Annotated in this window: 25 protein-coding genes; 10 read left to right on the top strand and 15 right to left on the bottom strand. The window is 56.3% G+C overall.

Translation table 11 applies throughout. The features are described from left to right. Window positions 1-6 precede the first annotated feature (6 nt). Window positions 7-1,242 carry an allantoate deiminase gene (gene allC / locus KCG39_RS25350; protein ID WP_049112235.1) on the top strand — a complete coding sequence of 412 codons (1,236 nt, stop codon included), beginning with the start codon at window positions 7-9 and terminating at the stop codon, window positions 1,240-1,242. 10 nt (window positions 1,243-1,252) lie between these two features. Further along, a complete protein-coding gene (allE, locus tag KCG39_RS25345; protein ID WP_142467848.1) occupies window positions 1,253-2,035 on the top strand; it encodes a (S)-ureidoglycine aminohydrolase in 783 nt (260 codons plus the stop codon). A gap of 76 nt (window positions 2,036-2,111) precedes the next feature. Here the strand turns inward: allE and glxK are convergent, their stop codons facing one another. The 10 genes from glxK to allA all read right to left on the bottom strand — a co-directional run bounded on the left by glxK (window position 2,112) and on the right by allA (window position 14,151). Further along, window positions 2,112-3,257 carry a glycerate 3-kinase gene (glxK, locus tag KCG39_RS25340; RefSeq protein ID WP_112165779.1) on the bottom strand — a complete coding sequence of 382 codons (1,146 nt, stop codon included), beginning with the start codon at window positions 3,255-3,257 and terminating at the stop codon, window positions 2,112-2,114. 18 nt (window positions 3,258-3,275) lie between these two features. After that, a complete protein-coding gene (locus tag KCG39_RS25335) occupies window positions 3,276-4,586 on the bottom strand; it encodes a uracil/xanthine transporter (RefSeq protein ID WP_087828746.1) in 1,311 nt (436 codons plus the stop codon). A 172-nt stretch (window positions 4,587-4,758) separates the two neighbouring features. Then, complete coding sequence (gene allB, locus KCG39_RS25330; protein WP_004130035.1) at window positions 4,759-6,120, bottom strand: allantoinase AllB; 1,362 nt, start codon at window positions 6,118-6,120, stop codon at window positions 4,759-4,761. A gap of 120 nt (window positions 6,121-6,240) precedes the next feature. Next, window positions 6,241-7,695, bottom strand: a complete 1,455-nt coding sequence (locus tag KCG39_RS25325) for an allantoin transporter (RefSeq protein WP_004130033.1) — start codon at window positions 7,693-7,695, stop codon at window positions 6,241-6,243. Between the two features lie 79 nt (window positions 7,696-7,774). Further along, a complete protein-coding gene (locus tag KCG39_RS25320; protein ID WP_032742065.1) occupies window positions 7,775-9,031 on the bottom strand; it encodes an MFS transporter in 1,257 nt (418 codons plus the stop codon). Window positions 9,032-9,084: 53 nt separating this feature from the next. Beyond that, a complete protein-coding gene (gene glxR, locus KCG39_RS25315; protein WP_004130026.1) occupies window positions 9,085-9,963 on the bottom strand; it encodes a 2-hydroxy-3-oxopropionate reductase in 879 nt (292 codons plus the stop codon). A 135-nt stretch (window positions 9,964-10,098) separates the two neighbouring features. Beyond that, complete coding sequence (gene hyi, locus KCG39_RS25310; RefSeq protein WP_004130022.1) at window positions 10,099-10,875, bottom strand: hydroxypyruvate isomerase; 777 nt, start codon at window positions 10,873-10,875, stop codon at window positions 10,099-10,101. Between the two features lie 13 nt (window positions 10,876-10,888). Beyond that, window positions 10,889-12,670: a glyoxylate carboligase gene (gene gcl / locus KCG39_RS25305; protein WP_004130019.1), complete on the bottom strand. Its 1,782-nt coding sequence runs from the start codon at window positions 12,668-12,670 to the stop codon at window positions 10,889-10,891. Between the two features lie 88 nt (window positions 12,671-12,758). Further along, window positions 12,759-13,577: an HTH-type transcriptional repressor AllR gene (gene allR, locus KCG39_RS25300; RefSeq protein ID WP_004130016.1), complete on the bottom strand. Its 819-nt coding sequence runs from the start codon at window positions 13,575-13,577 to the stop codon at window positions 12,759-12,761. A 91-nt stretch (window positions 13,578-13,668) separates the two neighbouring features. Next, entirely contained in the window at window positions 13,669-14,151 is a 483-nt protein-coding gene (gene allA / locus KCG39_RS25295) for an ureidoglycolate lyase (protein ID WP_004130014.1), read from the bottom strand. 210 nt (window positions 14,152-14,361) lie between these two features. On the opposite strand from allA, the gene allS reads away from it, so the two are divergent. Continuing rightward, entirely contained in the window at window positions 14,362-15,285 is a 924-nt protein-coding gene (gene allS, locus KCG39_RS25290) for an HTH-type transcriptional activator AllS (RefSeq protein WP_004130011.1), read from the top strand. 87 nt (window positions 15,286-15,372) lie between these two features. Then, window positions 15,373-16,449, top strand: coding sequence for a tRNA 2-selenouridine(34) synthase MnmH (gene mnmH, locus KCG39_RS25285; protein WP_032742258.1), 1,077 nt, complete (start codon window positions 15,373-15,375; stop codon window positions 16,447-16,449). Between the two features lie 120 nt (window positions 16,450-16,569). On the opposite strand, the gene KCG39_RS25280 is transcribed toward mnmH, so the two are convergent. After that, window positions 16,570-17,715: a porin gene (locus KCG39_RS25280; protein WP_004130005.1), complete on the bottom strand. Its 1,146-nt coding sequence runs from the start codon at window positions 17,713-17,715 to the stop codon at window positions 16,570-16,572. 209 nt (window positions 17,716-17,924) lie between these two features. Between KCG39_RS25280 and KCG39_RS25275 the strand changes: the two genes are divergently transcribed. Beyond that, the gene (locus KCG39_RS25275) at window positions 17,925-18,230 is read left to right on the top strand and encodes a monooxygenase (RefSeq protein ID WP_004130003.1); all 306 of its coding nucleotides are present in this window, start codon (window positions 17,925-17,927) and stop codon (window positions 18,228-18,230) included. A gap of 163 nt (window positions 18,231-18,393) precedes the next feature. Here KCG39_RS25275 and ybbP read toward each other — a convergent pair whose 3' ends face one another. Then, the gene (ybbP, locus tag KCG39_RS25270; protein ID WP_142467850.1) at window positions 18,394-20,811 is read right to left on the bottom strand and encodes a putative ABC transporter permease subunit YbbP; all 2,418 of its coding nucleotides are present in this window, start codon (window positions 20,809-20,811) and stop codon (window positions 18,394-18,396) included. Continuing rightward, window positions 20,808-21,494 (bottom strand): putative ABC transporter ATP-binding protein YbbA, encoded by a 687-nt coding sequence (ybbA, locus tag KCG39_RS25265; RefSeq protein WP_112165924.1) that lies wholly within the window; start codon window positions 21,492-21,494, stop codon window positions 20,808-20,810. The genes ybbP and ybbA overlap by 4 nt, the downstream gene beginning before the upstream one ends. Here ybbA and tesA point away from each other — a divergent pair. The 3 genes from tesA (at window position 21,465) to KCG39_RS25250 (ending at window position 23,803) form a co-directional block, all read left to right on the top strand. Then, complete coding sequence (gene tesA / locus KCG39_RS25260) at window positions 21,465-22,088, top strand: multifunctional acyl-CoA thioesterase I/protease I/lysophospholipase L1 (RefSeq protein ID WP_014228230.1); 624 nt, start codon at window positions 21,465-21,467, stop codon at window positions 22,086-22,088. The genes ybbA and tesA overlap by 30 nt on opposite strands. Continuing rightward, complete coding sequence (locus KCG39_RS25255) at window positions 22,078-22,887, top strand: SDR family oxidoreductase (RefSeq protein WP_162626042.1); 810 nt, start codon at window positions 22,078-22,080, stop codon at window positions 22,885-22,887. Before tesA ends, KCG39_RS25255 begins: the two co-directional genes overlap by 11 nt. A gap of 61 nt (window positions 22,888-22,948) precedes the next feature. Continuing rightward, complete coding sequence (locus KCG39_RS25250) at window positions 22,949-23,803, top strand: thioredoxin family protein (protein ID WP_004129990.1); 855 nt, start codon at window positions 22,949-22,951, stop codon at window positions 23,801-23,803. A 96-nt stretch (window positions 23,804-23,899) separates the two neighbouring features. On the opposite strand, the gene fetB is transcribed toward KCG39_RS25250, so the two are convergent. Together fetB and fetA are read right to left on the bottom strand one after the other, a co-directional pair. After that, on the bottom strand, window positions 23,900-24,682 hold the full coding sequence (fetB, locus tag KCG39_RS25245) for an iron efflux ABC transporter permease subunit FetB (protein WP_004129987.1): 783 nt from the start codon (window positions 24,680-24,682) through the stop codon (window positions 23,900-23,902). Next, on the bottom strand, window positions 24,669-25,349 hold the full coding sequence (gene fetA, locus KCG39_RS25240; protein WP_004129984.1) for an iron efflux ABC transporter ATP-binding subunit FetA: 681 nt from the start codon (window positions 25,347-25,349) through the stop codon (window positions 24,669-24,671). The genes fetB and fetA overlap by 14 nt, the downstream gene beginning before the upstream one ends. 136 nt (window positions 25,350-25,485) lie before the next feature. Between fetA and KCG39_RS25235 the strand changes: the two genes are divergently transcribed. Beyond that, a complete protein-coding gene (locus KCG39_RS25235) occupies window positions 25,486-26,403 on the top strand; it encodes an SPFH domain-containing protein (RefSeq protein ID WP_004129981.1) in 918 nt (305 codons plus the stop codon). Beyond that, complete coding sequence (locus KCG39_RS25230; RefSeq protein ID WP_004129978.1) at window positions 26,400-26,858, top strand: NfeD family protein; 459 nt, start codon at window positions 26,400-26,402, stop codon at window positions 26,856-26,858. The genes KCG39_RS25235 and KCG39_RS25230 overlap by 4 nt, the downstream gene beginning before the upstream one ends. The last annotated feature ends 1 nt before the right edge of the window (window position 26,859 follow it).

Raw genomic sequence — 26,859 nt, 5'->3', positions numbered from 1 at the left:
TTGCGTATGGCTCATTATTTTCGACAGGCAATTGAAGAAACATTGCCCTGGCTTTCCTCTTTCGGCGCCGACCCGACCGGAGGCCTGACCCGTCTGCTCTATTCGCCGGAATGGCTGCAGGCGCAGCAGGCGTTCAAACAAAAGATGAGCGAGAGCGGCCTGGAAACCCGCTTTGATGAAGTCGGCAACCTGTATGGCCGACTGCCCGGCACGCGCTTTCCCGATGAGGTTATCCTCAGCGGTTCGCATATTGATAGCGTCGTCAACGGCGGCAATCTTGACGGTCAGTTCGGCGCGCTGGCGGCCTGGTTGGCGGTACGCTGGCTAAAAGAGACCTACGGCGCGCCGCTGCGTACCGTCGAGGTTCTGGCGCTAGCGGAAGAAGAAGGTAGCCGCTTTCCTTACGTCTTCTGGGGCAGCAAAAATATCGTCGGTATCGCTAACCCGGCAGACGTGCGCGAGATTAAGGACGCCAAAGGCGTGGCGTTTGTTGAAGCCATGAAGCAGTGCGGATTCACTCTGCCCGCCGCCCCGCTGGCACCGCGCCGGGATATTAAAGCCTTCGTCGAACTGCATATCGAGCAGGGCCGGGTTCTGGAAACCAACAAGCAGTCCATCGGCGTGGTCAACGCCATCGTCGGACAGCGACGCTACACCATCACCCTCAACGGCGAGTCTAACCATGCCGGCACGACGCCAATGGGCTACCGCCGCGACACCGTTCAGGCTTTCAGCCGCATTTGCTGCGAATCTATTGCCAAAGCAAAGGCCCACGGCGACCCGCTGGTACTCACCTTCGGTAAAGTCGACCCGCAGCCGAATACCGTTAACGTGGTGCCGGGTAAAACGGTTTTCACCATGGACTGCCGCCACACCGATGCCCTTGAGTTAACGGCATTTACGGAAGTGATTGAAGCCGATATGCGGCGGATCTGCCAGGAAATGGAGATTGGCATTGAGGTCGACCTGTGGATGGATGAGGCCCCGGTTCCGATGGATAAAAAGCTGGTCGCCCAGCTCACCGCGCTTTGTGAGAAAGAGAAGGTCAATTTCCGCGTGATGCACAGCGGCGCGGGCCACGACGCGCAAATTTTCGCCCCCTGCTTCCCGACCTGCATGATATTTATGCCGAGCATCAATGGTATCAGCCATAACCCGGCGGAAAGTACGCATATCGAGGATCTGGCGGAAGGCGTGAAAACGCTCGCCTTAATGCTGTATCAACTGGCCTGGACTGAATAAGGAAAAGAGAATGGGTTATTTAAATAATGTGGTTGGCTATCGCGATGATTTACTGGCCAGCCGTTCCATCGTGCGCCACGGCAATTATGCGCTGCTGACGCCGGACGGTCTGGTCAAAAACATCATTCCGGGTTTTGCTCATTGCGATGTGACCATTCTGTCGACGCCGAAATTAGGCGCCAGCTTTGTCGATTATCTGGTCACGCTGCATGAAAACGGCGGCAATCAAAGCGGCTTCGGCGGCGAAGGGATTGAGACCTTTTTGTATGTGATTGAAGGTGAAATCACCGCCGGGGCGCAAGGCAAAAGCTTCCCACTAACCAAAGGCGGCTATATTTACTGCCCGCCGGGCGAGCGGGTCACCTTCATCAATAACTACTCAGGCGACAGCCAGCTGTTTCTCTACAAGCGCCGCTATATTGCGGTTGAGAATCACGCCCCTTATCTGGTTACCGGCAACGTCAGCCAGTTGGAGCGGATTCAGTATGAAGGAATGGAAGACGTTATCCTGATCGATTTCCTGCCAAAAGAGCTGGGCTTCGATATGAACATGCATACTCTCTCCTTCGAGCCAGGGGCCAGCCACGGTTATATCGAAACCCACGTGCAGGAGCACGGCGCCTATATTCTTTCCGGCCAGGGGGTATATAACCTCGACAACAACTGGGTGCCGGTGAAGCAAGGCGACTATATCTTTATGGGCGCTTATTCACTGCAGGCGGGATACGGCGTTGGGCGCGAAGCGTTCAGCTATATCTACTCGAAAGATTGCAACCGCGACGTCGAGATCTGATTGTCACTGATTAAATTCACCTTTTTTGTTTAGCTATGTTGGATTTTGCCACGGTGAGAACCGTGGCATTTTTTATTCAGCCAGGCATGTTCTGCCCAAGCTTGATGGCGCAGGCAATATTGCGCGCGCAGGCGTAGAGGTTGTGCTCGCCGCGCTCCAGCACCTCGGCCAACGGCGCCAGCGCGGGAAGAATGCTAAAGACCGCGTCAATACCGTGCTGATGCACCGCTTCAACGCCGTCACCCAGCACGCCGGCGATACCGATAACCGGAATGCCGTGCTTTTTGGCAATCCGCGCCACGCCAACCGGCGCTTTGCCACCAACGGTTTGTGAATCCATTCGTCCTTCGCCGGTGATCACCAGGTCCGCATCGCGCAACGCCGCCTCCAGATGAACCGCTTCCAGCACAATATCGATGCCCGATTTCAGCGTAGCGTTAAGGAAAACCCGGGCCGCCGCGCCCATTCCTCCGGCCGCGCCGCCGCCGACCATCGCCGCGACATCCTGACCGGTAGCCGCCAGCAGTACCTGAGCGTAGTTTTGTAACCCGCGCTCCAGAACGGCAACCATTTCTAAACAGGCCCCTTTTTGCGGACCAAAAACCGCCGCCGCGCCGCGTTCGCCGAGCAGCGGATTATCAACGTCACAGGCCACCTCAATCCGGCAATCATGAAGGCGCGGCTCGAGGCCGCTTAGGTCTATTTTTGCTAACCGTTGTAACGCCCCGCCGCCGAGGCCGACGCTCTCGTCGTGCTCATCCAGAAAGCGCACCCCCAGCGCCTGGGCCATGCCCATGCCGCCATCCACCGTGGCGCTGCCGCCGATACCGAGAATAATATGGCGAACGCCAGCGTCCAGCGCGTGGCGAATCAGCTCGCCGGTACCGTAGCTGGTGGCCCGCAGAGGATTACGTTCCCCGGCGGGAACCAACATCAGCCCGCTGGCCGCCGCCATCTCAATAAATGCGGTTTGCCCATCGCCGCTCAGGCCATAAAACGCCCCGACAAAATTGCCCATCGGCCCCATCACCGGCAGCATCACCATTTTGCCCTCGGTGGCCTCAACCATTGCCTCAACCGTCCCCTCGCCGCCGTCGGCGATCGGCAGGCAGACGCAATCCGCCTGCGGGAAAATTGAGACAAAGCCCGCCTTTATCGCCTGGGCGCAGCGGCTGGCGCTGACGCTCTCTTTGAAAGAGTCCGGTGCAATAATAATTTTCATTGTTCATCCTTTTTGCTGTCATGACTTAATACGATCCCAGGGAATGAGATTTTCCATCACTACCGCCAGCAGCACGCCGATTAATAAGCCGTTGCCTAACAGCGGTCGGATTATCAGAGGTAGCGTCTGGAGATAAACTGGCGGCAGCCCCATTAAAAAAATGCCGATAAAGAGCGGCAGAGCCAGCCGGTAGATATTTCGCGCGGTGAAGGTAATTTGTTTACTGAACGATAAGCTGGAATATAACAATGGGAGATATGAGACCAGCATGACCGCGCTGCTGATCGGCAGAGGCAGCGTGGTAAAAAAGTGGGTCAGCGGCGTAAACAGCCCAACCAGCAGGCAGCACAGGCAGCCGATAATAAACGGCTGGCGCGAGGTTTCTCCGGTTTGGGTTAATAAGCCTATCGATGAAACAAAGGGCGAAAACGGCACCACGCTGAGCGGAACCGTTATTAGAGTCATTAATCCGGAGATAATAAAGCTGCGCCGGTAACGGCTATTGCTGGCGCCCTGCTCGGGATAAAAAACGTCGCTACCGCGAATAGCGCCGTAGGTATTGGTAATATTGACCAGCCCGGCCAGCAGCGCCGTCAAAATAATACCTGGACGTAATGCCCCCCCGTAGCCAAGCGGAAACCACTGCCAGTGAATCGGGCCGGAAGCGGCCGTGGCGGGCGGCGTGCGAAACAGCAGGTACCAGCCTCCCCATCCCGCCAGGGTTCCTGTCAGCAGAGCGTAGCGGGCGATGCCGTCCGGGAGAAAAATAATCATCCCCAGCACCAGCATCATTACCGCCAGCGCCAGGCTAAACGGCGCCAGTTGAATGCCCACGCTGGCCTGGGCCGAACTAAAGGGCAGCCCGAGCATGCCTTTAAAAAATATAGTCGTCAGCTGCGCGCCGAGCAGCAGCATAAAAAAGACCATGACCGTCGGGCTAAAGAGCTTCGCCAGGCGATGGCCGATGCCGCTCACGCCGATGATGATGGTGAATATCGCCGACAGAAATATACCGACCGCCAGGCTGGCCGCAATGCTGTCAAACGGGGTGCCGCGCGCGGCTTCGCCGACGGTGACGGTCAGAATAGTGCTCCACCATAGTCCCGTTGGGCCTTCCATAATCGCGCGACGGTGGCCCAGCAGCGCCTGCGCCAGGCACGCCAGCCCGGTGGTGATAAAACCGTATTGGGTAAGCGTAATCAGCGCACTGGCGGGGAGCTGAAAAGCAGACTGTAATGTTGGCGGTACCACGACGGTGTTGCAGAAGATAAAGAAGAACCATTGAAATCCCGCTAGGGTGTTTCGTTGATTTAGCGGCAATACCACCATGATAAAATCCTGACAAAGCGCCTGACGTTGAACAGACGCTAAACATTGAACGAAGTAGGTTATGCCCCGGGCGCGGCTTGCGCCTTACCCGGGCTACAAAACCCGCGCGACGTCAGGTTCGTAGCCCGGATAAGAGGTTTACGCCGCAGTCCGGGAATGCAACGGTTCCCCGTTACTGCTGATGCTTAAGGATAAATTTCCCCTTCGGCGCCTGCGGGAAGCCCTGCTCAATGTCATAAATCACCTCGCCGCGCAGGATGGTTTTAGTGATACGTGCGCCAATCTTACGGCCAACGTAAGGACTGACTTTATGCCGGTATTCGAGGTCCTCCGCCTGCAGGACGTAGCTGCTGTTTGGCTGAATAAACACCAGGTCGGCGTCTTTGCCCGGGGCAATGCGCCCCTTCTGCTTCAGGCCGAAAATATCGGCGGCGTTGGTCGCCATCAGACGAGCAAACTGCGGCAGAGGCATACCGCGCTTTTGCACCGCTTCATCAAACATCACGTCCATGCAGCTCTGCAGACCGGCAATCCCGCCCCAGGCCTGCATGATATTGCCCGCCTTCATTTCCGGCGGGCACGGAGAGTGGTCGGACACCAGGCAGTCTATTTCGCCGTTGAACAGCTTCTCCCACATTCCCTTCTGGTTCTTCGCGTCGCGGATCGGCGGAGAGCACTTCGCCAGGGTGCCAATCGCTTCGAACTGCTCGGTATCCAGCACAAAGTAGTGCGGACAGGATTCGCAGGTGACGTCCTGTCCCTCCTGACGCGCACGGGTCACTTCGGCGACCCCTTCCGGGCTGCTGATGTGGCATACGTGCAGGCGACAACCGGCGACTTTCGCCAGATAGAGGACGCGGCGGATCGCCTCGACTTCGGTGAACACCGGACGCGACGCGACATAATCATGCGCCGTCACGCGGCCTTCTCTTTTTGCTTCTTCGCCGAGCTCATCGCAGATCAGCGCATTTTCACAATGCACCAACACGGTCTGCTTCATTTCGGCCAGCTTTTGCGCCCCTTTGAAAAACTGCCAGTCGTTGACGTCGCGGAAGTCGTTGTCGATCCCGCGATCGCCGCAGGTGGCGACAAAGCATTTGAAGCCCACCACGCCCACATCATCCAACTCGTGCAGTCGGTCCAGGTTATAGGAGACCAGCCCGCCAAGCTGCGCGGCATCGATGGTCAGTTTGCCCTTCGCTGCGTCGAATTTCAGCTCAATGGTCTCTCGATCGACGGTAGCCGGCAGCTGGTTCAGCGGCATTTCGATCATCGTAGTGATGCCGCCTTTTGCCGCCGCGCGGGTACCCGTTTCGTATCCTTCCCAGTGGGTACGACCCGGCTCAGAGATGTGCGTATGCGCATCGACCATCCCCGGCGAAACGATCAGGCCCGCGGCATCCATGATCTGTTTCGCTTCGCCCAGGTTTTCACCGATAGCGGCAATTTTGCCGTCAGCAACCGCGATATCCACCACCCGCGATTCGTTTTCCAGAATAACGGTGCCGTTTTTAATGATTAAATCAAAAGACATATAAAACTCCTTGTAGGTATACACGCCATATTTCTGCTTGTAGCCACGTGGGCTGTACCAGCAATGGCTTTGGCTATTGATGCTTCATCCCTGAAATAAAGCTTCCTCTTGATAAGAAAATCAGCTCACAACGTCCGGGTGCGAAATATTATTCGGCAGCGCCCGTTTTTTTAGTAACGCGTATGCGGCAAAAGCGACGATAACGCCAACAAACCACGACACGCGGGAAAACGGTTCAAGCAGCGGAATAAATTTTCCGCCGAGCGATAAAATCACCGCCACGATGGTGACCAGGAATGCGGTAACGTTAAATCCATTATCGAAATATTTATAATCCCCAGCTGCGGTATACAGCTCATCAAGATTAATCCGTCCACGCATAACGACAAAATAATGCGCCATCATTACGCCAATAACCGGGCCCAGCATGCCGCCGATAATATCGAGAAAAAGATAAATACTGTCCTGATTCTCCATTAATTTCCATGGGCAGATCAGCAGACTAATGATGCTGGCGATCAGTACACCGTTTTTATAGGTTAATTTAGTCGGCGCAATTGCCGCGATTTGATAGCCTGCCGGAATAATATTACCGGTGGCGTTGGTGGAGATCGTGGTCATTAATATCACCAGCACCGCAAAGAAAGAAGCAAACAGGCTGTCCCATTTCTGCACAATATCCAGCACGTTCCAGGTGTCCATACCATAATGGATACTGGCGCCGGCGATAATGCACACTCCGGCCACCGCGAACAAAATATAAGCTACGACCAGACCAAGCGTTTGACCCAGGGCCTGCTCGCGAAACGAACGCGCGTTCTGGGTAAAATCCGAGGCGCTGACCGCCGGCGCCGCCCAGACGGCAACGACCGCATTGATGACCACCAGGAACAAGAAGCCGGTATGCTCCGCTTTTGCCACTCCGGTTGGCAAATAGTCGAGAATAGGGCTAATCCCGACCAGCGAAATAGCCCAGATAGCCATGCCGCCGAAGACAATGTAGATGCAGGGGTTGAGGATGGCGGTAAATTTATTGAGTACTTTTCCGCCGCCGAAACCAATGCCGACGTTAATCAGCCAGAAGACCAGAAAGGCGATCAGCCCAGGCAGCGACAGCCCCAGCAGCTTAAAATCACCGCCAAGGGTCAGAAACGCAGGCCACAGTTTGCCTAATAAGATCAGGAATGCCAGCGAGCCGGCATAGCATTGCAAACCAAACCACATAATCGCCGCAATACCGCCTCTGAGCAGGCCGGGTAATAACGCCCCGCGCACCCCATAGGAGGCTCTTAAAATCATAGCGAAGGGTACGCCGTATTTACTTCCGGCAGCGCCATTAAACACCATAACCGCGGCAATAATAAAAGCACTCAATATTATTGCCATCATTATGCTAAACGTTGATAGTCCGAGAATAAAAAAACCACCAACCATCACATAATTAGGTACGTTGTGTACGGATCCCATCCATAAGGTAAAATAGTTAAATGTCTTCCAGTTACGCTGCGATTCTAATTTTGGTAATAGATCGTCGCTATAACCTCTGGATTTGTACAGGTCTTGAGCTTGTTCCATAATTCCCTCTTAATACGCATCGGATTACGTTTGTAGGTTTAGCTATGTGGAACAACAAATTAATAATTTTTATTTTTTATTATACTGGGATTGTCTTTGACTGTATTTTGTTCTTACGCAAGGTAATCAATGCAAACAGTATCGTTCCGGTAATAACTAGCCCGGCAGACATCACAAAACTAATTTCTTTTGACCCGGTCAGATCAGAAATAAAACCGGTGAGCGTCGGGGCAACAACCGCTGAACTCATACCAAAGAAATTAAACAGGCTAAAGGCACGACCTAATGTTTTTGCGGACGCCTGCTCGGAAACGAACGAGATAAGAATCGGGTCAACGGCCATTTTACCGAGCAGTCCATACAGCACCAGGCTGATCATCAGCATGGTAGTATTCGGCGACAGAACGGTAAACATCAGCATTGCCGCGGCAACAATCTCCAGCCCGAGAATCACTTTGACTTTACTGTCGCGGAATTTATCCGAAAGATGGCTGAAGAACAGCGCGCCCGGCACCCCGACCACTGCCACCAGTGCGGAAGCAAAACCAATGGCGCCGCCGTCAAAGCCGCGTTCGGTCTGCAGATAAGAAGGCAGCCAGGTGACGATCAGGTAGTAGCCGTAGCAGGTGCAGAAATAGAGAAAGTAGACGCTGCACAGCAGCGGCGAAAACAGCGGCGCCGATTTTTCTTCTGCCGACGGGAATGATGCCGAGGCGTTATTTTTATTTTCCGCTACGGCGGGCTCTTTCCGCTTGCGACGAATCACCAGGGTAAACACGCAGAGCATCACCACCAGGATCGCTGCGACAATAAACAACACGTTTTGCCAGGCCATATGCATGCTTTTGACCAGAATGCTTGAGCCAATCAGGCCAATCCCCATCCCGATGGCCGAGCCGCTGTTGATAATGGCGTTAGCCAGCGCCCGACGCTCCTGCGGCACGTTGGCCGAGGAGAGCGAATAGGCGGAGCTGAAGAAGGAAGCGCAGCCGGCACCGGCCAGCAGCGAGCCGATATAAATCAGCGTCAGATTTCCCGCATTAGCAATACTCAGCGTGCCAATAATGAACAGCGAGAAACCACACATCAGCATAATTTTCTGCCCCAGTTTATCAACCAGAATACCGCAGGGGATCTGCATTCCGCAGTAGGCAAGAAAATAGAAACTGGCTATCGCGCCAATTTCAGCGTTACTGACGTTGCCTAAGGACGCCTGAATTTCCGGATAAATAGGCGTTAATACGGTACGATAAATCCATATTGCCACCCAGCCCAGACTCATTACCACGACTATTTTCTTCCAATAGTCGATACCTGTTTTATTGATAGTATCCATAAATTCACCCGTGAGGTTTAAAAAATGCTGCCGGAATCGGCAGCATTTTCTCATTACGATATTTTATGATTCGCCATTAATTCAAGCGCCTGAACTAAAGACGAGTGATCTAATTCGCCACCGCCGTTGGCGGCGCAGGTATTAAATAGCTCCTGACAGGTTGCCGTATTCGGTAAATTAAGCGCCAGCGCTTTCGCGCTCTGCAATGCCAGATTAAGATCCTTCTGGTGCAGGGAAATTTTAAAACCGGGATTAAACGTCCGGTTCAACATTCTTTCGCCATGTACCTCCAGAATACGCGAGGAGGCGAAGCCGCCCATCAGCGCCTGACGCACGCGAGCGGGATCGGCGCCGGCTTTAGACGCGAAAACCAGCGCTTCGGAGACCGCTTCAATATTCAGCGCGACGATAATCTGATTGGCGACTTTACAGGTCTGCCCGTCGCCATTACCGCCGACGAGGGTGATGTTTTTACCCAAAATATCAAACAGCGGCTTCACGCGAGCAAACACGTTTTCGTCGCCGCCGACCATAATAGAGAGCGTACCTTCACGCGCGCCAATTTCGCCGCCGGATACTGGCGCATCCAGATAATCTGCGCCCAAATCCCGCACCTGCTGCGCAAAACGCTTGGTTTCAATCGGCGAAATAGAGCTCATATCGACGATGGTTTTGCCCTTCAGCGCCGCGCTGGCGCAGCCGTGTTCGCCAAACAGAACGTCGGCGACCTGTGGGGTATCAGGAACCATGATAAAAATAATCTCCGACTGCTCCGCGACCTGCTCTGCGGTAGCCAGATGCTGCGCGCCCTGCTTGAGCAGTTCTTCAGCAACCGGACCGATGGTGGTCACATGCAGCGCGTGGCCCGCTTTGGCAAGTCGGAGCGCCATCGGAGTGCCCATAATACCTAAACCAATAAATCCCAGTTTCATACCTTTCCTCTCAAAATTTCTGTTTCGATTTATACCCTGAACATCGGCTGCGTAAAGCATGACGGGTATATTTGAGCAATAGTTATCCCTTCCTGGAAATGGAATAATAAATACTGCCCAAAGATAAATTAAAAATTAACGGTAGCGATTAAACCATGTCAGGCCCGCTTCAGTGGTCGTCAGCGGTTTATATTCGCAGCCGACCCAACCGTCATAATTTGATTTATCGATAAATTTAAAAAGATAATCGTAATTAATTTCTCCAGTTCCCGGCTCACCGCGTTCCGGGTTATCGGCAATCTGTAAATGACCAATTCGGTTGGCATAAGTTTGCATCGTATGGGTTAATTCACCCTCCATGCGCTGCATATGATAAATATCGTACTGGATTTTCAGATTATCGCTGCCGACCTCATCAATGAGCGCCAGCGCCTGATGCGTGGTATTCAGATAAAACCCCGGCATATCGAAGTAATTAATCGGCTCAATCAGCAGCAGGATCCCCTCCTGGGCCAGCGCGGCGGCGGCAAAACGTAAATTAGCCACCAGCGTGGAGCGGATATGATCTTCGCGATAGCCCACCGGAGTTTTACCGACCAGACAGTTGATTTTGCTATTGCCCAGCGCTTTAGCGTAGCGGATCGCGGCGTCAACGCCTTCGCGAAACTCCGCTTCGCGACCGGGAATACAGGCTATGCCGCGCTCCCCTGCCGCCCAGTCGCCAGCGGGTAGATTATGCAAGGTATGCTCCAGCCGGTTATCACTCAGCTTTTGTTTTAATACCTCCGGCGCATAATCATACGGAAACATAAATTCAACGGCGCGAAAACCGCAGGCCGCTGCTTTCTCAAAACGATCCAGAAAATCATATTCCACAAATAACATCGAAAGGTTGGCAGAGAAGCGCAACATAGTTTCACCTCATTTATTCATATTTCATAAAGCAGGTTTCGGTTGGCGCATCGATGGCGCTATCGGCTACATCTTCGAATTCCGTTACGTTATCCAGTTCGCTGCCCATCGAAATATTGGTCACACGCTCAAGGATCACCTCCACGACCACCGGCACGCGATACTGTTTCATCCACGCTTTTGCCTGCGCAAAGGCGGGCGCAATCTCCTCCGGTTTAAAGACGCGAATGGCTTTGCAGCCGAGACCTTCTGCGACTTTGACGTGATCGACGCCGTAGCCGTTCACTTCGCTGGAGTTGATATTTTCGAACGCCAGCTGGACGCAGTAATCCATATCGAACGCGCGCTGCGACTGACGAATCAGGCCCAGATAAGCGTTGTTTACCAGCACGTGGACGTAAGGAATATTGAACTGCGCGCCCACCGCCAGCTCTTCAATCAGGAACTGGAAGTCGAAGTCGCCGGAGATCGCGACCACGTTGCGCTCCGGGTCGGCGGCGCAAACGCCCAGCGCGGCAGGAAGCGTCCAGCCCAGCGGCCCCGCCTGACCGCAGTTGATCCAGTGGCGATCTTTAAACACGTGCAGCATCTGCGCGGCGGCGATTTGCGACAGGCCGATGGTGGTGACGTAGCACACGTCGCGGCCAAAGGCTTTGTTCATCTCTTCATAAACGCGCTGCGGTTTGACCGGCACGTTATCGAAGTGGGTTTTACGCAGCAGCGTACGCTTGCGCTCCTGACACTCGGCAACCCAGCGCTCGCGGCGCGGCAGGCGGCCCTCTTTTTGCATCTGCTGCGCAATATCCACCAGCTGAGTCAGCGCCGCTTTCGCATCGGACACGATGCCTAAATCCGGGCACAGTACGCGGCCAATCTGCGTCGGTTCGATATCGATATGGATGATTTTACGACCTGCGGTGTACTTCTCGACCGAACCGGTATGACGGTTGGCAAAGCGGTTGCCGATACCAAATACCAGGTCGGAGGCCAGCAGCGTGGCGTTGCCGTAGCGATGCGCGGTTTGTAAGCCGACCATTCCGGCCATCAGCTCGTGGTCATCCGGGATACAGCCCCAGCCCATCAGCGTCGGGATCACCGGTACATGGGTAATTTCGGCAAATTGCTGCAACAGCGCTGCGGCATCGGCATTAATCACCCCGCCGCCGGCGACAATCACCGGACGCTCCGCCATCAGCAGCATCGCCAGCGCGCGTTCGATCTGCGGACGCGTCGCCACGGGTTTATACGCCGGGAGCGGCGCATACAGCTCAGGGTCAAATTCGATTTCCGCGACCTGGACATCATAAGGCAGGTCGATCAGCACCGGCCCCGGTCTACCGGAGCGCATCAGGTGGAATGCCTGCTGCAGCACGCCCGGCACCAGCGCCGCTTCGCGGACGGTCACCGCCATCTTAGTGACGGGTTTAGCGATGGACTCAATATCGACCGCCTGGAAATCTTCTTTATGCAGACGCGCGCGCGGCGCCTGGCCAGTGATGCACAAAATAGGAATGGAGTCGGCGGAGGCGGAGTACAGCGCGGTGATCATATCCGTTCCCGCCGGGCCCGATGTTCCCAGGCATACGCCGATATTGCCTGCCGTGGCGCGGGTATAGCCTTCCGCCATATGAGACGCGCCTTCCACGTGTCGGGCCAGAATATGACGGATCCCGCCGTGCTTGCGCATCGCCGAATAGAACGGGTTAATCGCCGCGCCGGGCACGCCAAATGCGGTTGTAATCCCTTCTTTTTCCAGTACATACATTGCCGCGTCGACGGCTCTCATTTTTGCCATTTTTTACTACCTCGCTATATTGGAAAAATTTTCCAAATTTTAATAAAACCAAAAAAGTCCCGCTCCGCAGAGCGGGTCGGTTCGGCTATCAATCAGCCTGGGGTTTGAGTCCCAGCGCGGTGCTGATATTCCTTGCCGTCTCCCTTACCAGCTCTCCCTGGCTGATAAAACGGTCCGGGGTTAAGCGGGACGCCGGCCCGGAAATCGAAATCGCCGCCACCACGGACCCCACATCATCGTAAACCGCCGAAGCAATACAGTTTAATCCTGTCACGTGCTCCTCCTGGTCAATGCTGTAGCCGCAGGCTCGCGCCTCATCCAGATTCCGCTGCAGGACCGGCAAATCGACGATCGTCGCCGGCGTAAACCGCTGCAGTCCGGTCTTCACAATGACATCCACCAGCTCTTCCGACGACAGCGGATACAGCAGCGCTTTTCCGGCGCCTGAAGCATGCAGCGGTAGTCGGCTACCGAGCGGCGCGCACATCCTTACCATCGACTTGCACTCCTGCTGGCCAATCAGCACCGCTTCGTTGCCGTTGCGAATCGCCACATTGACGGTCTCGCCCGACATCAGCATCAGCCGGCGCATAAAGGGTCCGCCGACGGATAAAACATCCCGGTTGTGGATGTACGCCGAACCGATATTGAATGCGCCAAGTCCGATGTGCCACCAGCCTAACTGCGCATCCTGATACACAAAATCCGCGCCTTCCAGCACCTTAAGCAGACGAAAGGTGGTCGATAACGGTAAGTCCAGATTAAGGGAAATATCGCTGACCGACGAGCTGCCGCCGCTCTTTTCAAGGTATTGCAGTATCGCGATCCCTCTCTCCAGCGCCTGGGCGCCTTTTTGCGCGGAAGGCTCCTGCTGGCCCGGCCTTCCCCGCCTTCTCACTTCTGTCATACCTCGATTATCTCCGGCTCAAAACCTGAGCATAAATAGTGTGTAAGCGCCCACATGTTATGCAAGATAATCGATAGCGTCACGTGCAACCTCACGCAAAGCTCAACTCCACGGTCGGGATCTCCGCCACATCGCAGTTATCTTTTCCGCCGCGATCGACGGTTAAAAAATCGGTTTCGCTCTGCCAGGCAAACAGCGGATGATGCCAGACGTTACGGTGGTAATTGACCCCCTGACGGCCATTGGAGATAAACGCGCGCAGCGTAGTCATGTCCGGTTGATCGCCTCCTGCCGCGACCACCACGACAAAGGCTTCGCCGTTCATCGGCACAAACGCCTGGGTGCCCAGCGGATGACGCTCCAGCTCGGTGACGACAATCGGCAGCGCCGCCGGCTGGGCGCGGTTAATACTGATTAGCGTGCGCTCCTGCTGCAGGGTTTCCACCATGGCCAGATCGTGGAAACGCTGCACTTTGCCCTCATTGATATGGAAAAAATCATGTCCTTCCGTTTCGATAACGTCCCCATAGGGGCGGAAGGCTTCGCGCGTCAGCGGCAATACTTCAAGCTTCATTGCATATTCCTTAGTCATTAAAAACCGTTCCCCTCCTCATACCTTGAGGGTGAAAGATGTACCGGTCAATTCATGGCCATCTCAAAGTGGTATCAACTATAAGTTGGAATAATTTTCCAAAACCTGATTTAAGCCACATAATTGAAATGGCTATTATGAAAAAATACTTAAAAATCATGGGGGAATTATTAAATTACGAGGAATATAGCGATGCTAGACCCCGAAACACTACGTACCTTTGTCAGCGTCGCGGAGACCGGCAGCTTCTCCAGAGCAGCGGAAAAACTCTATAAAACCACCGCCACCATTAGTTATCGCATCAAACTGCTGGAAGATAACACCGGCGTGGCGCTCTTTTCCCGCACCACGCGCAGCGTACTGCTGACCCCGGCCGGGATGCACCTGCTGGCGCAGGCCAGAGAGTGGCTTGGCTGGATTGACAGTATGCCCGGCGAGCTACAGCAGATAAACGACGGCGTGGAGCGCCAGGTCAATATTGTGGTGAATAACCTGATGTATGACCCGCAGGCCATCGCCCGGCTGCTGGCCTGGCTCAGCCAACGTTACCCCTTTACGCAGTTTCACTTTTCGCGACAAATTTATATGGGCGTCTGGGATACGCTTCTGCATGATGACTTTTCGCTGGCGATTGGCGTTACCGGCACCGAATCGTTAGGCGAAAATATTGCGGTCACCCCGCTGGGCGAAGTGTCCTGGCTCTTCGTGATGTCACCACATCACCCGCTCGGCCAGCAAAGCGATCCGCTATCGGAGGCCCAGCTACGTCGCTACCCTGCGGTCAATATTGAGGACAGCGCCCGGAGATTGACCAAGCGCGTCGCCTGGCGTCTGCCGGGGCAAAAAGAGATTGTGGTTCCCGATATCGAAACTAAAATCGCGGCGCATATCGCTGGCGTCGGCATCGGCTTTTTACCCGAGCCGCTGTGCCAGCCGCTTATCGCTCGCGGTGAGCTGATTGCCCGGCAGATCCCGGCGATGCGCCCCCCCTCTCCTCTGAGCCTCGCCTGGCGCAAAGATCATCATGGTAAAGCGGTGCAGGATATCGCCTCGCTGTTCGGCCATTCGGCCCCGGAAATCCAGGGATTTCTGACGCTATTCAGCGATACACCGTGAAAAATCAATTCAGCCTGTCGCTCACCGCGTACAATAGGAGGATTATCGCGTCGAACGACGCGTCTGGATGGCTTAACGGTTTAAATGATGGAATTAGTCCCACAGAATATTCGGCAGATTCTCGCCAGCGATACGCCGCTGATTGACGTACGCGCCCCGGTCGAGTTCAGGCAAAGCGCCATGCCCGCGGCGGTCAACCTACCGTTGATGAACGACGACGAGCGCGCCGCCGTTGGCACCTGCTACAAGCGTCAGGGTCCGGAAGCCGCCCTTGCGCTGGGCCATCAGTTGGTGAATGGTGAGATTCGCGCCCGCCGCCTCGCCGCCTGGAAAGAGGCCTGCGCGCGTTACCCCGAAGGCTACCTGTGCTGCGCCCGCGGTGGCCAGCGTTCGCATATTGTGCAGCAGTGGCTGAAGGACGCTGGCGTGGATTACCCGCTGATTGCCGGCGGCTATAAAGCGCTGCGCCAGGCAGCTATTCAGCTTACCGAAGAGCTGGTGCAGCGTCCTATCGTGCTGATTGGCGGCTGTACCGGTAACGGTAAAACCCAGCTGGTCTGCACCCAGCCCGACGGCATCGATCTCGAGGGCCTCGCCCATCATCGCGGGTCTTCATTTGGCCGTACCCTGCAGGAGCAGTATCAGCAGGCAACCTTTGAAAATCATCTTGCCGTGGCGATGCTCAAAAAGTCAGAGCAGCAGACGCGCTGGGTGCTGGAAGATGAGGGGCATATGATCGGCGCCAATCACCTGCCGGAATGTATGCGTCTTCGCATGGCCCAGTCGCCGCTGGCGGTGGTGGAAGACCCGTTCGCCATCCGTCTTGAACGGCTGCGCGAAGAGTATTTTACCCGGATGCATCGCGATTTCATGGCGGCCTACGGCGAAGAGCAAGGCTGGCAGGCATATAGCGAATATCTGCACCATGGCCTGTTCGCTATCCGCCGCCGCCTCGGGTTACAGCGTTTTGCCCAGCTCACCGCCAGGCTTGATGAAGCTCTGCTGGAGCAGCAGCGCAGCGCCAGCACCGAAGCGCATTTCAGCTGGCTGGTTCCCCTGCTGAACGAGTATTACGACCCAATGTACCGCTACCAACTCGGCAAAAAAGCGGAGAAGATTATTTTTCGCGGCAGCTGGCAGGACGTCGCCGACTGGCTGGCGTAATAGTCACATCCTTCCTTGTCCCGGCTTGCGGCGTAAATGCCTTAGCCGGGCTACAGGTCCGCAGACGGCGGTGAACCTCTAGCCCCGGTAAGCGCAGCGCCACCGGGGAAGTGTCTGCGCTTAGAAGTCGTAGCGCAGACGCACCAGATTCATATCGCCCAGGTTATCGGTGCTCGACGTGAAGACGTGTTCATAATCGACGCGGAAACCATAATCCAGCTGGAAGCTCACGCCGACGCCGTTATCAATCCGCTGATAGTTGCGGCCGTTCACGTACTGCAGGCGGTCGCCCATAAAGTACGGCTGAATAGATTTCACCGCATACTGACCAATCGGGAATTTATAACCGGCAAAATACTCAATACCCCAGGCATCGCCGGCGAAGTAGTTATGAACATCGGTTTTTTTGGTGGTCAGGAAGTTCTGATACCAGCCGCCGCCGAAGGAGAAGGTCCAGTTATCCGGCGTCCAGCTTAGCGCAGTACCGACGATATTCTGGTCATATGATTTGCTGTCCGAACTGGAGGGGTTACGCATATCGGCGCGGGTATAGTTCCACGCGGCGCCCCAGGTCAGATCCTTCATAATGTGGTAATCGGCGCCGATGGAGCCGCCGCCTTTACGCTTGTAGCGCAGGCCGTTGCCCGGCAGATATTCGCTGTCTTCGAATAAGTAAGAAGCGTAGAGATCGACATCGCCAACGGTTTTCTTGTATTTCAGCATATTGCGTGAGCGATAGGAGCCATCGTAGTCGCCGTTAATGCCGTTACCCGGCGCCTGGCCTATCATGTCGTAATCCCAGATATCGGTTTTTACCCCCACCACGTCGTAATAAACGCTGTTCTGCTGACCGTAAGTTAATGTCCCCCAGGTATCGCTTTTCAGGCCGGTATAGAGCATGCGGCGGCTGGTGTTATTCGCGCCTTCGGCGTAGTGGTTATCCCAGTCGAAGAGCGCCGGAATATTGACACCCAGCTCGTAGTAGCTGATCCAGCTAATATCATCGAACAGATAGTAGTCGGCGGCGAAGCGGAAACGGGTGCCGCCGTCAAAACCGTTACGTTTATAAGAGCCTTTGTCTCCGTCGCCGGACATCATGTTGAACTGGGGACGGATGCTCCCGCCGACGGTAAAATTAAGCCGGCTTAACGGATCGCCCGCCTGCGGATCTTGTTTTAAAAGCGTTATTTCCGCCTGGGATGCAAAAGAGGTTAACGCCAGGGCTGCGCCGATCGTTATCGCCAGCGCTTTTATTTTATGAGCCATACTGTTTCCTTGATTAATAAGCAACCTTATATTTTCCAGTTGAATATTAACTGCGATTGAGTATGGCGTGTTGTTGAGTTTTTAATGTTTCGTGCGGTTAAAAATCAGTGACTTACCATTTCGTGCCCTTAAAAAAACTGTGGTTATCTTTTCATCGCCATGGCATTAAAATGGTCTATTACCGCGCAAACATCATCCATGGAGGAACTATGTCGAAAAAACTACTGCAGCTGCACTTTGCCTTTAATGGCCCCTTCGGCAGCGAGATGTCCCGCCAGCTCGTGGAGCTGGCCGAGTCTATCAATCAGGAACCGGGGTTTATCTGGAAGGTCTGGACGGAAAGCGAAAAGAATCAGGAGGCGGGCGGGATCTATCTTTTTGCGAATGAAGAAACCGCGCTCGCTTATCTCAGCAAGCATACCGCACGCCTGAAATCTCTCGGCGTGGATGACGTTATCTGCAAAATCTTCGACGTCAACGAGCCGCTCACCGTCTTGAACCACGGTCATCTGTAATAGCCACTCGCATCCGTACCGAGTCCCCCGGGTTGCGGCTGACGCCTTACCCGGGCTACTTTCCCGCAGACAGCCGTGAAACGGTAGCCCGGCTAAGCGCAGCGCGAGCCGGGTGAAAACCCCGGGTCGCGGCTAACGCCTTACCCGGGCAACATAACTCATGCTATCCCTGACTAAACTGGCGGAACAGCGCCTTCCCTTTCAGCAGACGCAGCCCCAGCCAGCCGCCGCACAGCGAGAGCAGTATCGCCCCGCAGAGCGGCAGCATCACCCATAGCCGCCAGTCCGGAGACCACGGGAAGTCAAAGATTTTGCTTTGCAGCAGCGCCAGCGCCACCTCAGCGCCAATCGCCGCCACCACGCCGGACACCACGCCCAACAGGGCGAACTCCGCCCACAGCGTGGTGCGCAGCAGCGCCTTTCCGGCTCCCAGCGTGCGCCAGACCACCAGCTCCTGATAACGCTGGCGCATTCCGACCTGCACCTGCGCCAGCAACAGCAAAACGCCGCAGGCGGTGACCAAAATCACCATCACCTCAAGAGCGCGACTTACCTGAGTCAGCACCTGGCCAATCTGCTGCAAAATCGCGCCAATATCCAGCAGGCTGACGGTGGGGAATTCGCGGTTGAGCTGCGTTAGCATCCCGTTGCCGTTATCCCAGCGGAAACTGGTGAGCCAGCTTTGCGGCTGCCCGTCGAGCGCCCCCTGCGGAAAGATAAAGAAGAAGTTTGGCCGCAGGCTCTCCCAGTCAACTTTGCGCACGCTGGTCACCTTCGCGCTAAACTCCTGAGTATCCCCGGTAAAGGTCACGCTATCGCCGAGCTTGACGCCCAGCCGCTGCGCCAGCCCCTCTTCAATCGAGACCTCGCCCGCTTTCGGCGGCCAGCTTCCGGCCACCAGCGGATTATGATCCGGCCGCTCGCGGCTCCAGGTGAGGTTAAGCTCGCGGTTCAGGGCTTCATCTTTATTGCCTTCCGTCGCCTGACCGTTGATTTGCGTCAGGCGGGCGCGCACGATGGGATAGAACTCAGTGGCGCGGGTCTGATGTTCGGCAAGGAAGGTTTTCACCGGCACCACCTGCTCCGGCGCGATATTGATCAGAAAGTAGTTAGGACTTTCCGGCGGCAGCTGCTGCTGCCAGCGATCGAGCAGATCGCCGCGCAGCACCAGCAGCAGGGCCAGCAGCATAAACGACAACGAAAAGGCCGCCAGCTGGCTCAGGGTAGACCACGGCTGGCGCAGCAGACGATTCACGGCCAGACGCAGCGGCAGCGCTTTTAACGTCAAACGCTTCAGCAGCCACAGAACGCCCCATCCCGCCAGGCCGCACACCAGCGCCAGCACCACGGCGCCCGCCAGCACCGCCCATAGCAGAGGGCTGCCGCCCATCAGCAGCGCCAGCAGCGCCACCACGACCAAGCACACCACGGGAACATAGAGCTTGAGCGGCCAGACGTTAGCGACGACATCCTGGCGCAGTACCCGCAGCGGCAGCGTCGCCAGCAGCAGTCGATAGGGTCGCAGCCCGACCAGCAGGGAAATCACCACCATCGCGCCGATCGCCCACAGCCACGGCCAGCCGCTCGCCGCTGGCAGCGCCGCCGGGAGCACCGGCTTAAGCATCACCAGCAGAATATTTTCCAGCCCGACGCCCATCGCCCCGCCGGCAACCACCGCCATCGCCAGCAACATCAGCCACTGGCCGACAATCAGCTTGCGCAGCTGCGCCCGCCCGGCGCCGAGGGTTTTAAGGATCGCCACCAGATCGTAACGACTGCGGCAGTAATGGCTCATCGCCACCGCCACCGCGGCGACCGCCAACAGCAGCGTTAACAACGCCGACAGCAGCAAAAACTGCTGCGAGCGCTCCAGCGATTTACCCAGCGCGCTGTCGTCCTGCTCCAGGCCGATCCAGCGGTGTTCAGGCCCCAGCTTCGGCAACAGCCACTTTTCGTAGTCCGCCAGCTGCTGCGGGGTACCGGCGAACTTATAGCGCCAGGAAACGCGGCTGCCTGGCTGTACCGCGCCGGTTTTCGCCACGTCGGCGGTGTTCATCATTAGCCGCGGCGCCATCTGGAAGGGGTTAAATCCGGCATCCGGCTCCTGTATCACCTCCCCGGCAATGCGCAGCGTGGCGTCGCCCACGTCGATGGTGTCGCCGGTTTTCAGATTCAGCAGCGCCATTAATCGCGGCGCCAACAGCACGGTGCCGGCGTGCGGCTTCAGCCCCGGCGGCTGGGTCTGCAGCTGACCATACAACGGATAACTATCGTCAACCGCTTTGACGTCCGCCAGTTGCGGCGTATCGCCGGAAAAGGTCATGGTGGCGAAGCCCAGCTGTTCGCCGACGGTTAAGCCAAGACGGCGCGCTTCGTCAATCCATGCGCCAGGGACTTCGCGCGAGCTACGCAGCGTACGGTCGCCGGCCATAAATTCCCGGCTCTGCTGGCTGAGTCCTTTCTCCATGCGGTCGCTTATCGAGCCCAGCGCCAGCACGCAGGCCACCGCCAGGCTTAGCGCCAGCCAGACGATCAGCAGCGACGGCGAGCGCCATTCGCGCCAGAACCAGCGGGCGATCATGCTTCCTCCCGCAGCTGGCCATCTACCAGCCGCAGCCGCCGGTCGCAGCGCGCCGCCAGCAGCGGGTCGTGGGTCACCAGAATCAGCGTAGTGCCGTGCTCGCGGTTCAGCGAGAACAGCAGGTCGGCGATTTTATCCCCGGTGTGGCGGTCGAGGTTGCCGGTGGGTTCATCGGCGAACAGCAGCTCCGGGCGGCCGTTAAACGCGCGCGCCAGCGCCACCCGCTGCTGCTCGCCGCCGGAGAGCTGTACCGGCAGGTGATGCAGGCGTTTGCCCAGCCCCAACTGATCCAGCAGTGCCCGGGCGCTGCCGCGGCTCTGGCTGTCGCTTTCACCGCGCAACAGCGCCGGAAGCTCGACGTTTTCCAGCGCATTGAGGGTGGGTATCAGCATAAAGGATTGAAACACAAAGCCGACGTGCTTTGCGCGCAGCTTCGCCCGCGCCTCTTCGTCCATCTGATGCAGCGGCTTGCCGAGCAGCGAGACTTCTCCACTGCTGCCGTCGTCCAGACCGGCGAGGATCGCCAGCAGCGTCGACTTACCGGAACCCGACTCGCCAATCAGGGCGATGGTTTGCCCTTGTTTGACAACCAGCTCAACTCCGGTAAGGATGGAAAGCTGATGCTCACCCTGACCGACGGATTTCTTAAGATGATGAACTTCAAGTATGTTTTCCGCTGGCATTTGCCTTTCCTGTTTCTGGTCCTGTTTACCTGCCGCGCGATGGCGGCCGACACGCTGTTGGTTCTCGGCGACAGTCTGAGCGCCGGTTATCGCATGGCGGGCAATACCGCCTGGCCTGCGCTGCTTAACGATAAGTGGCAGACCAAAACGCCGGTAGTTAACGCCAGCATCAGCGGCGATACCTCGCAGCAGGGGCTGGCAAGGCTGCCGGCCCTGCTTAAGCAGCATCAGCCGCGCTGGGTGCTGGTGGAGCTCGGCGGTAACGACGGACTGCGCGGTTTCCCCCCGCAGCAGACGGAACAGACGCTGCGCACTATTATTGAGCATATCAAAGCGGCGAACGCCCAGCCGCTGCTGATGCAAATTCGCCTGCCCGCCAACTATGGCCGCCGTTATAATGAAGCCTTTAGCGCAATCTACCCGGCACTGGCCAAAGAGTTTGATATTCCTCTGCTGCCCTTTTTTATGGAAGAGGTTTATCTGAAACCGCAGTGGATGCAGGACGATGGAATTCATCCTAATCGCGACGCCCAGCCGTTTATCGCCGACTGGATGGCGACGCGTTTGGCTCCCTTAGTTAATCATGACTCCTGATAACAGCGAGTCATTCGCAGGTAAAGTTATGCAAAAATCGGTTTTAGTTACAGGATGTTCCAGCGGAATTGGTCTTGAAAGCGCCCTTGATTTAAAGCGCCAGGGCTTTAACGTGCTGGCCGCCTGCCGCAAAGCGGAAGATGTCGCGCGGATGCAGGAGCTGGGGCTAACCGGTGTTATGTTGGATCTTGACGATCCGCAGAGCGTTGAGCGCGCCGCCGCCGAGGTGATTGCCCTGACCGACAACCGCCTGTACGGCCTGTTTAACAACGCGGGCTACGGCGTCTACGGCCCGTTGCCGACCATCAGCCGCCAGCAGATGGAGCAGCAGTTTTCCGCTAACTTTTTCGGCGCCCATCAGCTAACGATGCTGCTGCTTCCAGCCATGGAGCCGCACGGCGAGGGGCGTATCGTGATGACCTCATCGGTGATGGGAATCATCTCCAGCCCCGGCCGCGGCGCCTATGCGGCGAGTAAATACGCGCTGGAGGCCTGGTCCGATGCGCTGCGCATGGAGCTGCGTCACAGCGGGATCAAGGTCAGCCTGATTGAACCGGGCCCCATCCGCACCCGTTTCACCAACAACGTCAATCAGACCCAGGCCGACAAGCCGGTGGAAAATCCCGGTATCGCCGCCCGCTTTACTCTCGGGCCGGAAGCGGTGGTGGAAAAAGTGCGCCATGCTTTTGTCAGCGATAAACCGAAACTGCGCTATCCGGTAACCCTGGTGACGCACGCGGTCGCCCTGCTTAAGCGGCTGCTGCCGACCCGCGCGATGGACAAAATTATCCAGGGCTGAGTTGAAGCACCTGCCGCCGTCCCCATATATCTATACAAATATCGATTAAAGAGACTTGCTCATGTCCGCACAGAATATCGTCAATATTACCGAAGCTAACCTACACCAGACGCTGCAGCAGTCCGCTGCGACGCCGGTACTGTTCTATTTCTGGTCCGCGCGCAGCCAACATTGCGAGCAGCTAACGCCTGTGCTGGAGAGCCTGGCCGCCCAGTACAACGGCCTGTTTACCCTCGCTAAAGTCGACTGCGACGCCGAACAGATGCTGGCTTCACAGTTTGGCCTGCGCGCTATCCCTACGGTTTACCTGTTCCAGAACGGTCAGCCGGTCGACGGATTCGAAGGCCCGCAGCCAGAAGAAGCGGTTCGCGCGCTGCTGGATAAGTTCCTGCCGCGCGAAGAGGAGCTCAAGGCGCAGCAGGCGCTGGCGCTGATGGAGGAAGAGAACTACGCCGAAGCCCTGCCGCTGCTGAAAGATGCCTGGCAGCTGTCGAACCAGGAGAGCCAGATTGGCCTGCTGCTGGCGGAAACGCTGATTGCCCTGCACCGTTCCGATGAGGCGGAAACCGTACTGAAAACCGTGCCGCTGCAGGATCAGGATACCCGCTATCAGGGGCTGGTGGCGCAAATCGAGCTGCTGAAAAAAGCCGCCGACACGCCGGAAATTCAGCAGCTGCAGCAGCAGGTTGAGCTGAACCCGCAAGACGCGGCGCTGGCCTCCCAGCTGGCATTACAGCTGCATCAGGTAGGGCGTAACGAAGAGGCGCTGGCGCTGCTATTCAGCCATCTACAAAAAGATTTAGGCGCCGGAAACGGCGAAGTGCGCAAAATGCTCCAGGAGATCCTCTCCGCGCTGGGCACCGGCGACGCGCTGGCCGCGAAGTACCGCCGCCAGCTCTACTCTTTGCTTTATTAATCGTAAAGCCCCCGGCTCGCGCTGCGCTAAGCCGGGCTACAGACTGGATGATCTTGTCGCCCGGGTAAGGCGTTTACGCCGCAACCCGGGGAACGCTTACGCGCGTTTTTTCAGCTGCGTCACCACCAGCTGATGGCGGGCGTTAAAGAACTTCAGGTAGGTCAGATACCCGGCGATAATCGTTGACAGGCTGGCGGTAGAGAGCAGCATAAACGTCACCATAATCTGGTACTTAATCGCTTTTACTGGATCAATCCCGGCGAAAATCAGCCCCGACATCATCCCCGGCAGGCTCACCAGCCCTACCGTTTTCGCTGAATCCACCGTCGGGATCAGCGCGGCGCGAATGCTATCGCGGATCAGCCTCGCGGAAGCCATCTTCGGCGTTGCGCCCAGGCTCAGCTTCTCCTGAATCTGCTGCTGCTCGCTGCTAAACCGCTGCCCCATATTGTTGTAGCACAGCCCGACCGCCACCATCGCGTTGCCTGCCACCATCCCGGCGATCGGAATGACCTGCATCGGCACAAACGCAATCGACCCGGAAAAAACCAGCACCGCCAGAGTTAACCCGGCGCCGGTGGTTATCGCGATAAACGAAGAAACAAAGGCTTTGTCGATATATTTGCTGCGCTTTTTCGCATTCCACGCCGCGTTAAAGCAGATAAACAGCACCATCAGCAGCGTCAGCACGGCGTGATTAACGTTAAAGATATATTTCAGCACGTAGCCGACGATAATCAGCTGTACAATCGCCCGACAAATGCTCCAGATAATATCTTTTTCCAGCGCCAGCTTTTCCCGGTAGCTAACCACAATCGCCACCAGCACCAGAACCATCGAGAGCGCCAACGACTCGTTGGTAATATTATGCCCGTTCATTTTTTTGCTCCTCCTGCGCTTTGCCGCCGGCAGGCTGGAGCGTAATCACTTCATCCGCATGGGCAATTTCATTGCTATCGTGAGTCACCCACAGAACGGCGATATTTTTTTCGCTCGCATAGCGGTGAATAATCTCATTCACATTTTTTTTATTGCTCTCGTCCAGCGCGCTGGTTATTTCATCAAGCAGCAGCACCTGCGGTAAAAACTGCAGATTGCGAATCAACGAAACGCGCTGCTTTTCCCCGCCTGACAGCTCGTTAATGGATTTTTCCAGCGTATTTTTCGCCAGACCGAAGCGGGCAAGATCGGCAACCAGCGCCTTAGGATCCGGCTGTTTTTGACGGATCTGCCACGGGAAGACCAGGTTGTCATACACCGAATCACCGAACAGCGCCGGGGTTTGCGCGCAGTAGGAAACCTGCTGGCGATAGGTTTCCGGCGTTAAGTCATTAATATCTTTACCGGCGAAGAAAATGCTTCCCGCGGTGGGGCTTTGCAGCGAAGCGATTATTTTTAATAACGTGCTTTTTCCACAGCCGGAAGGTCCGGTAATCAGCTTAAATTCCCCTGCTCTGAGCTGAAAACTAATCTCATTAAGGATGGTCACCCCATCGGCCTTAAAGCCCACGTTCTCCAGGCGCAAAATAGCGTTACTTTCGGTCATTATTATTCCCAGTTTTTCGACAACGCCTCTAGTTTACTCCACTTTTCTTTCACCCGGATGCGCGGAAAGATATACTCTGGTTAAACGCGCGCCACTCTCCCGGCGCATCAACAGGCAACAAGACAGGAGGTTTTTGATGCTGATTTTTATCCCCATTCTTATTTTCGTCGCGCTGGTTATCGTCGGAGCGGCGGTAAAAATCGTTCCTCAGGGCTACCAGTGGACGGTAGAGCGCTTTGGCCGCTATACGCAAACGCTGCAGCCGGGTATGAGCCTGGTGGTGCCCTTTATGGATCGTATCGGGCGCAAAATTAATATGATGGAGCAGGTGCTCGATATCCCCTCGCAGGAAGTCATCTCCCGCGATAATGCCAACGTCACCATTGATGCGGTGTGTTTTATTCAGGTCATCGACGCGCCGAAGGCCGCTTACGAAGTCAGCAACCTCGAGCTGGCGATCATCAACCTGACCATGACCAACATTCGTACCGTGCTGGGCTCGATGGAGCTGGACGAAATGCTCTCCCAGCGCGACAGCATCAACACCCGTCTGCTGCATATTGTCGATGAAGCGACCAACCCGTGGGGCATCAAAATCACCCGCGTTGAGATCCGCGACGTACGCCCGCCGGCTGAGCTTATCGCCTCAATGAACGCCCAGATGAAAGCCGAGCGGACGAAGCGCGCCTATATTCTCGAGGCTGAAGGGATACGTCAGGCGGAAATTTTAAAAGCCGAGGGCGAGAAGCAGTCGCAGATCCTCAAAGCCGAAGGCGAGCGTCAGTCGGCGTTTTTACAGGCAGAGGCGCGCGAACGTTCCGCGGAAGCCGAAGCGCGCGCTACGCAGATGGTCTCATCCGCTATCGCCTCCGGCGACATTCAGGCCATCAACTACTTTGTCGCGCAGAAATATACCGATGCGCTGCAGCAAATTGGCGCGGCCAACAACAGTAAAGTGGTGCTGATGCCGCTCGACGCCAGCAGCCTGATGGGCTCTATCGCCGGGATCGGCGAGCTGCTTAAAGAAGGCGCTGGCGCGCAGAAAAAATCATGATCGCGCTAATTCTCGCCCACCCGCATATTTTCTGGCTCAGCCTCGGCGGACTGCTGCTGGCGGCGGAAATGCTCGGCGGCAACGGTTATCTGCTGTGGAGCGGCATTGCCGGCGTCGTGACCGGGCTGCTGGTCTGGATGCTGCCGTTGAGCTGGGAGTGGCAGGGCGCGCTGTTCGCCGTGCTGACCCTGCTGGCGGCCTGGCTATGGTCGCGCTGGCTGCGTAACCGCGTTAAGCGCCAGAAGCCGGCGGACGCTCAGCTTAATCAGCGCGGGCAGCAGCTGCTTGGCCGCCGCTTTACGCTGGAAACGGCGCTGGTTAACGGCCGCGGACACGTCCGCGTGGGCGACAGTTCATGGCCGGTCATTGCCGATGACGACCTCGCTGCGGGCAGCAAGGTTGAAGTGGTCGCCATCGAAGGCATAACCCTACATATAAGAGTCGTATCGCAATAAT

The sequence above is a fragment of the Klebsiella pasteurii genome (assembly GCF_018139045.1).
GTDB lineage: Bacteria > Pseudomonadota > Gammaproteobacteria > Enterobacterales > Enterobacteriaceae > Klebsiella > Klebsiella grimontii.
This window is presented reverse-complemented; position numbering and strand designations above follow the sequence as displayed.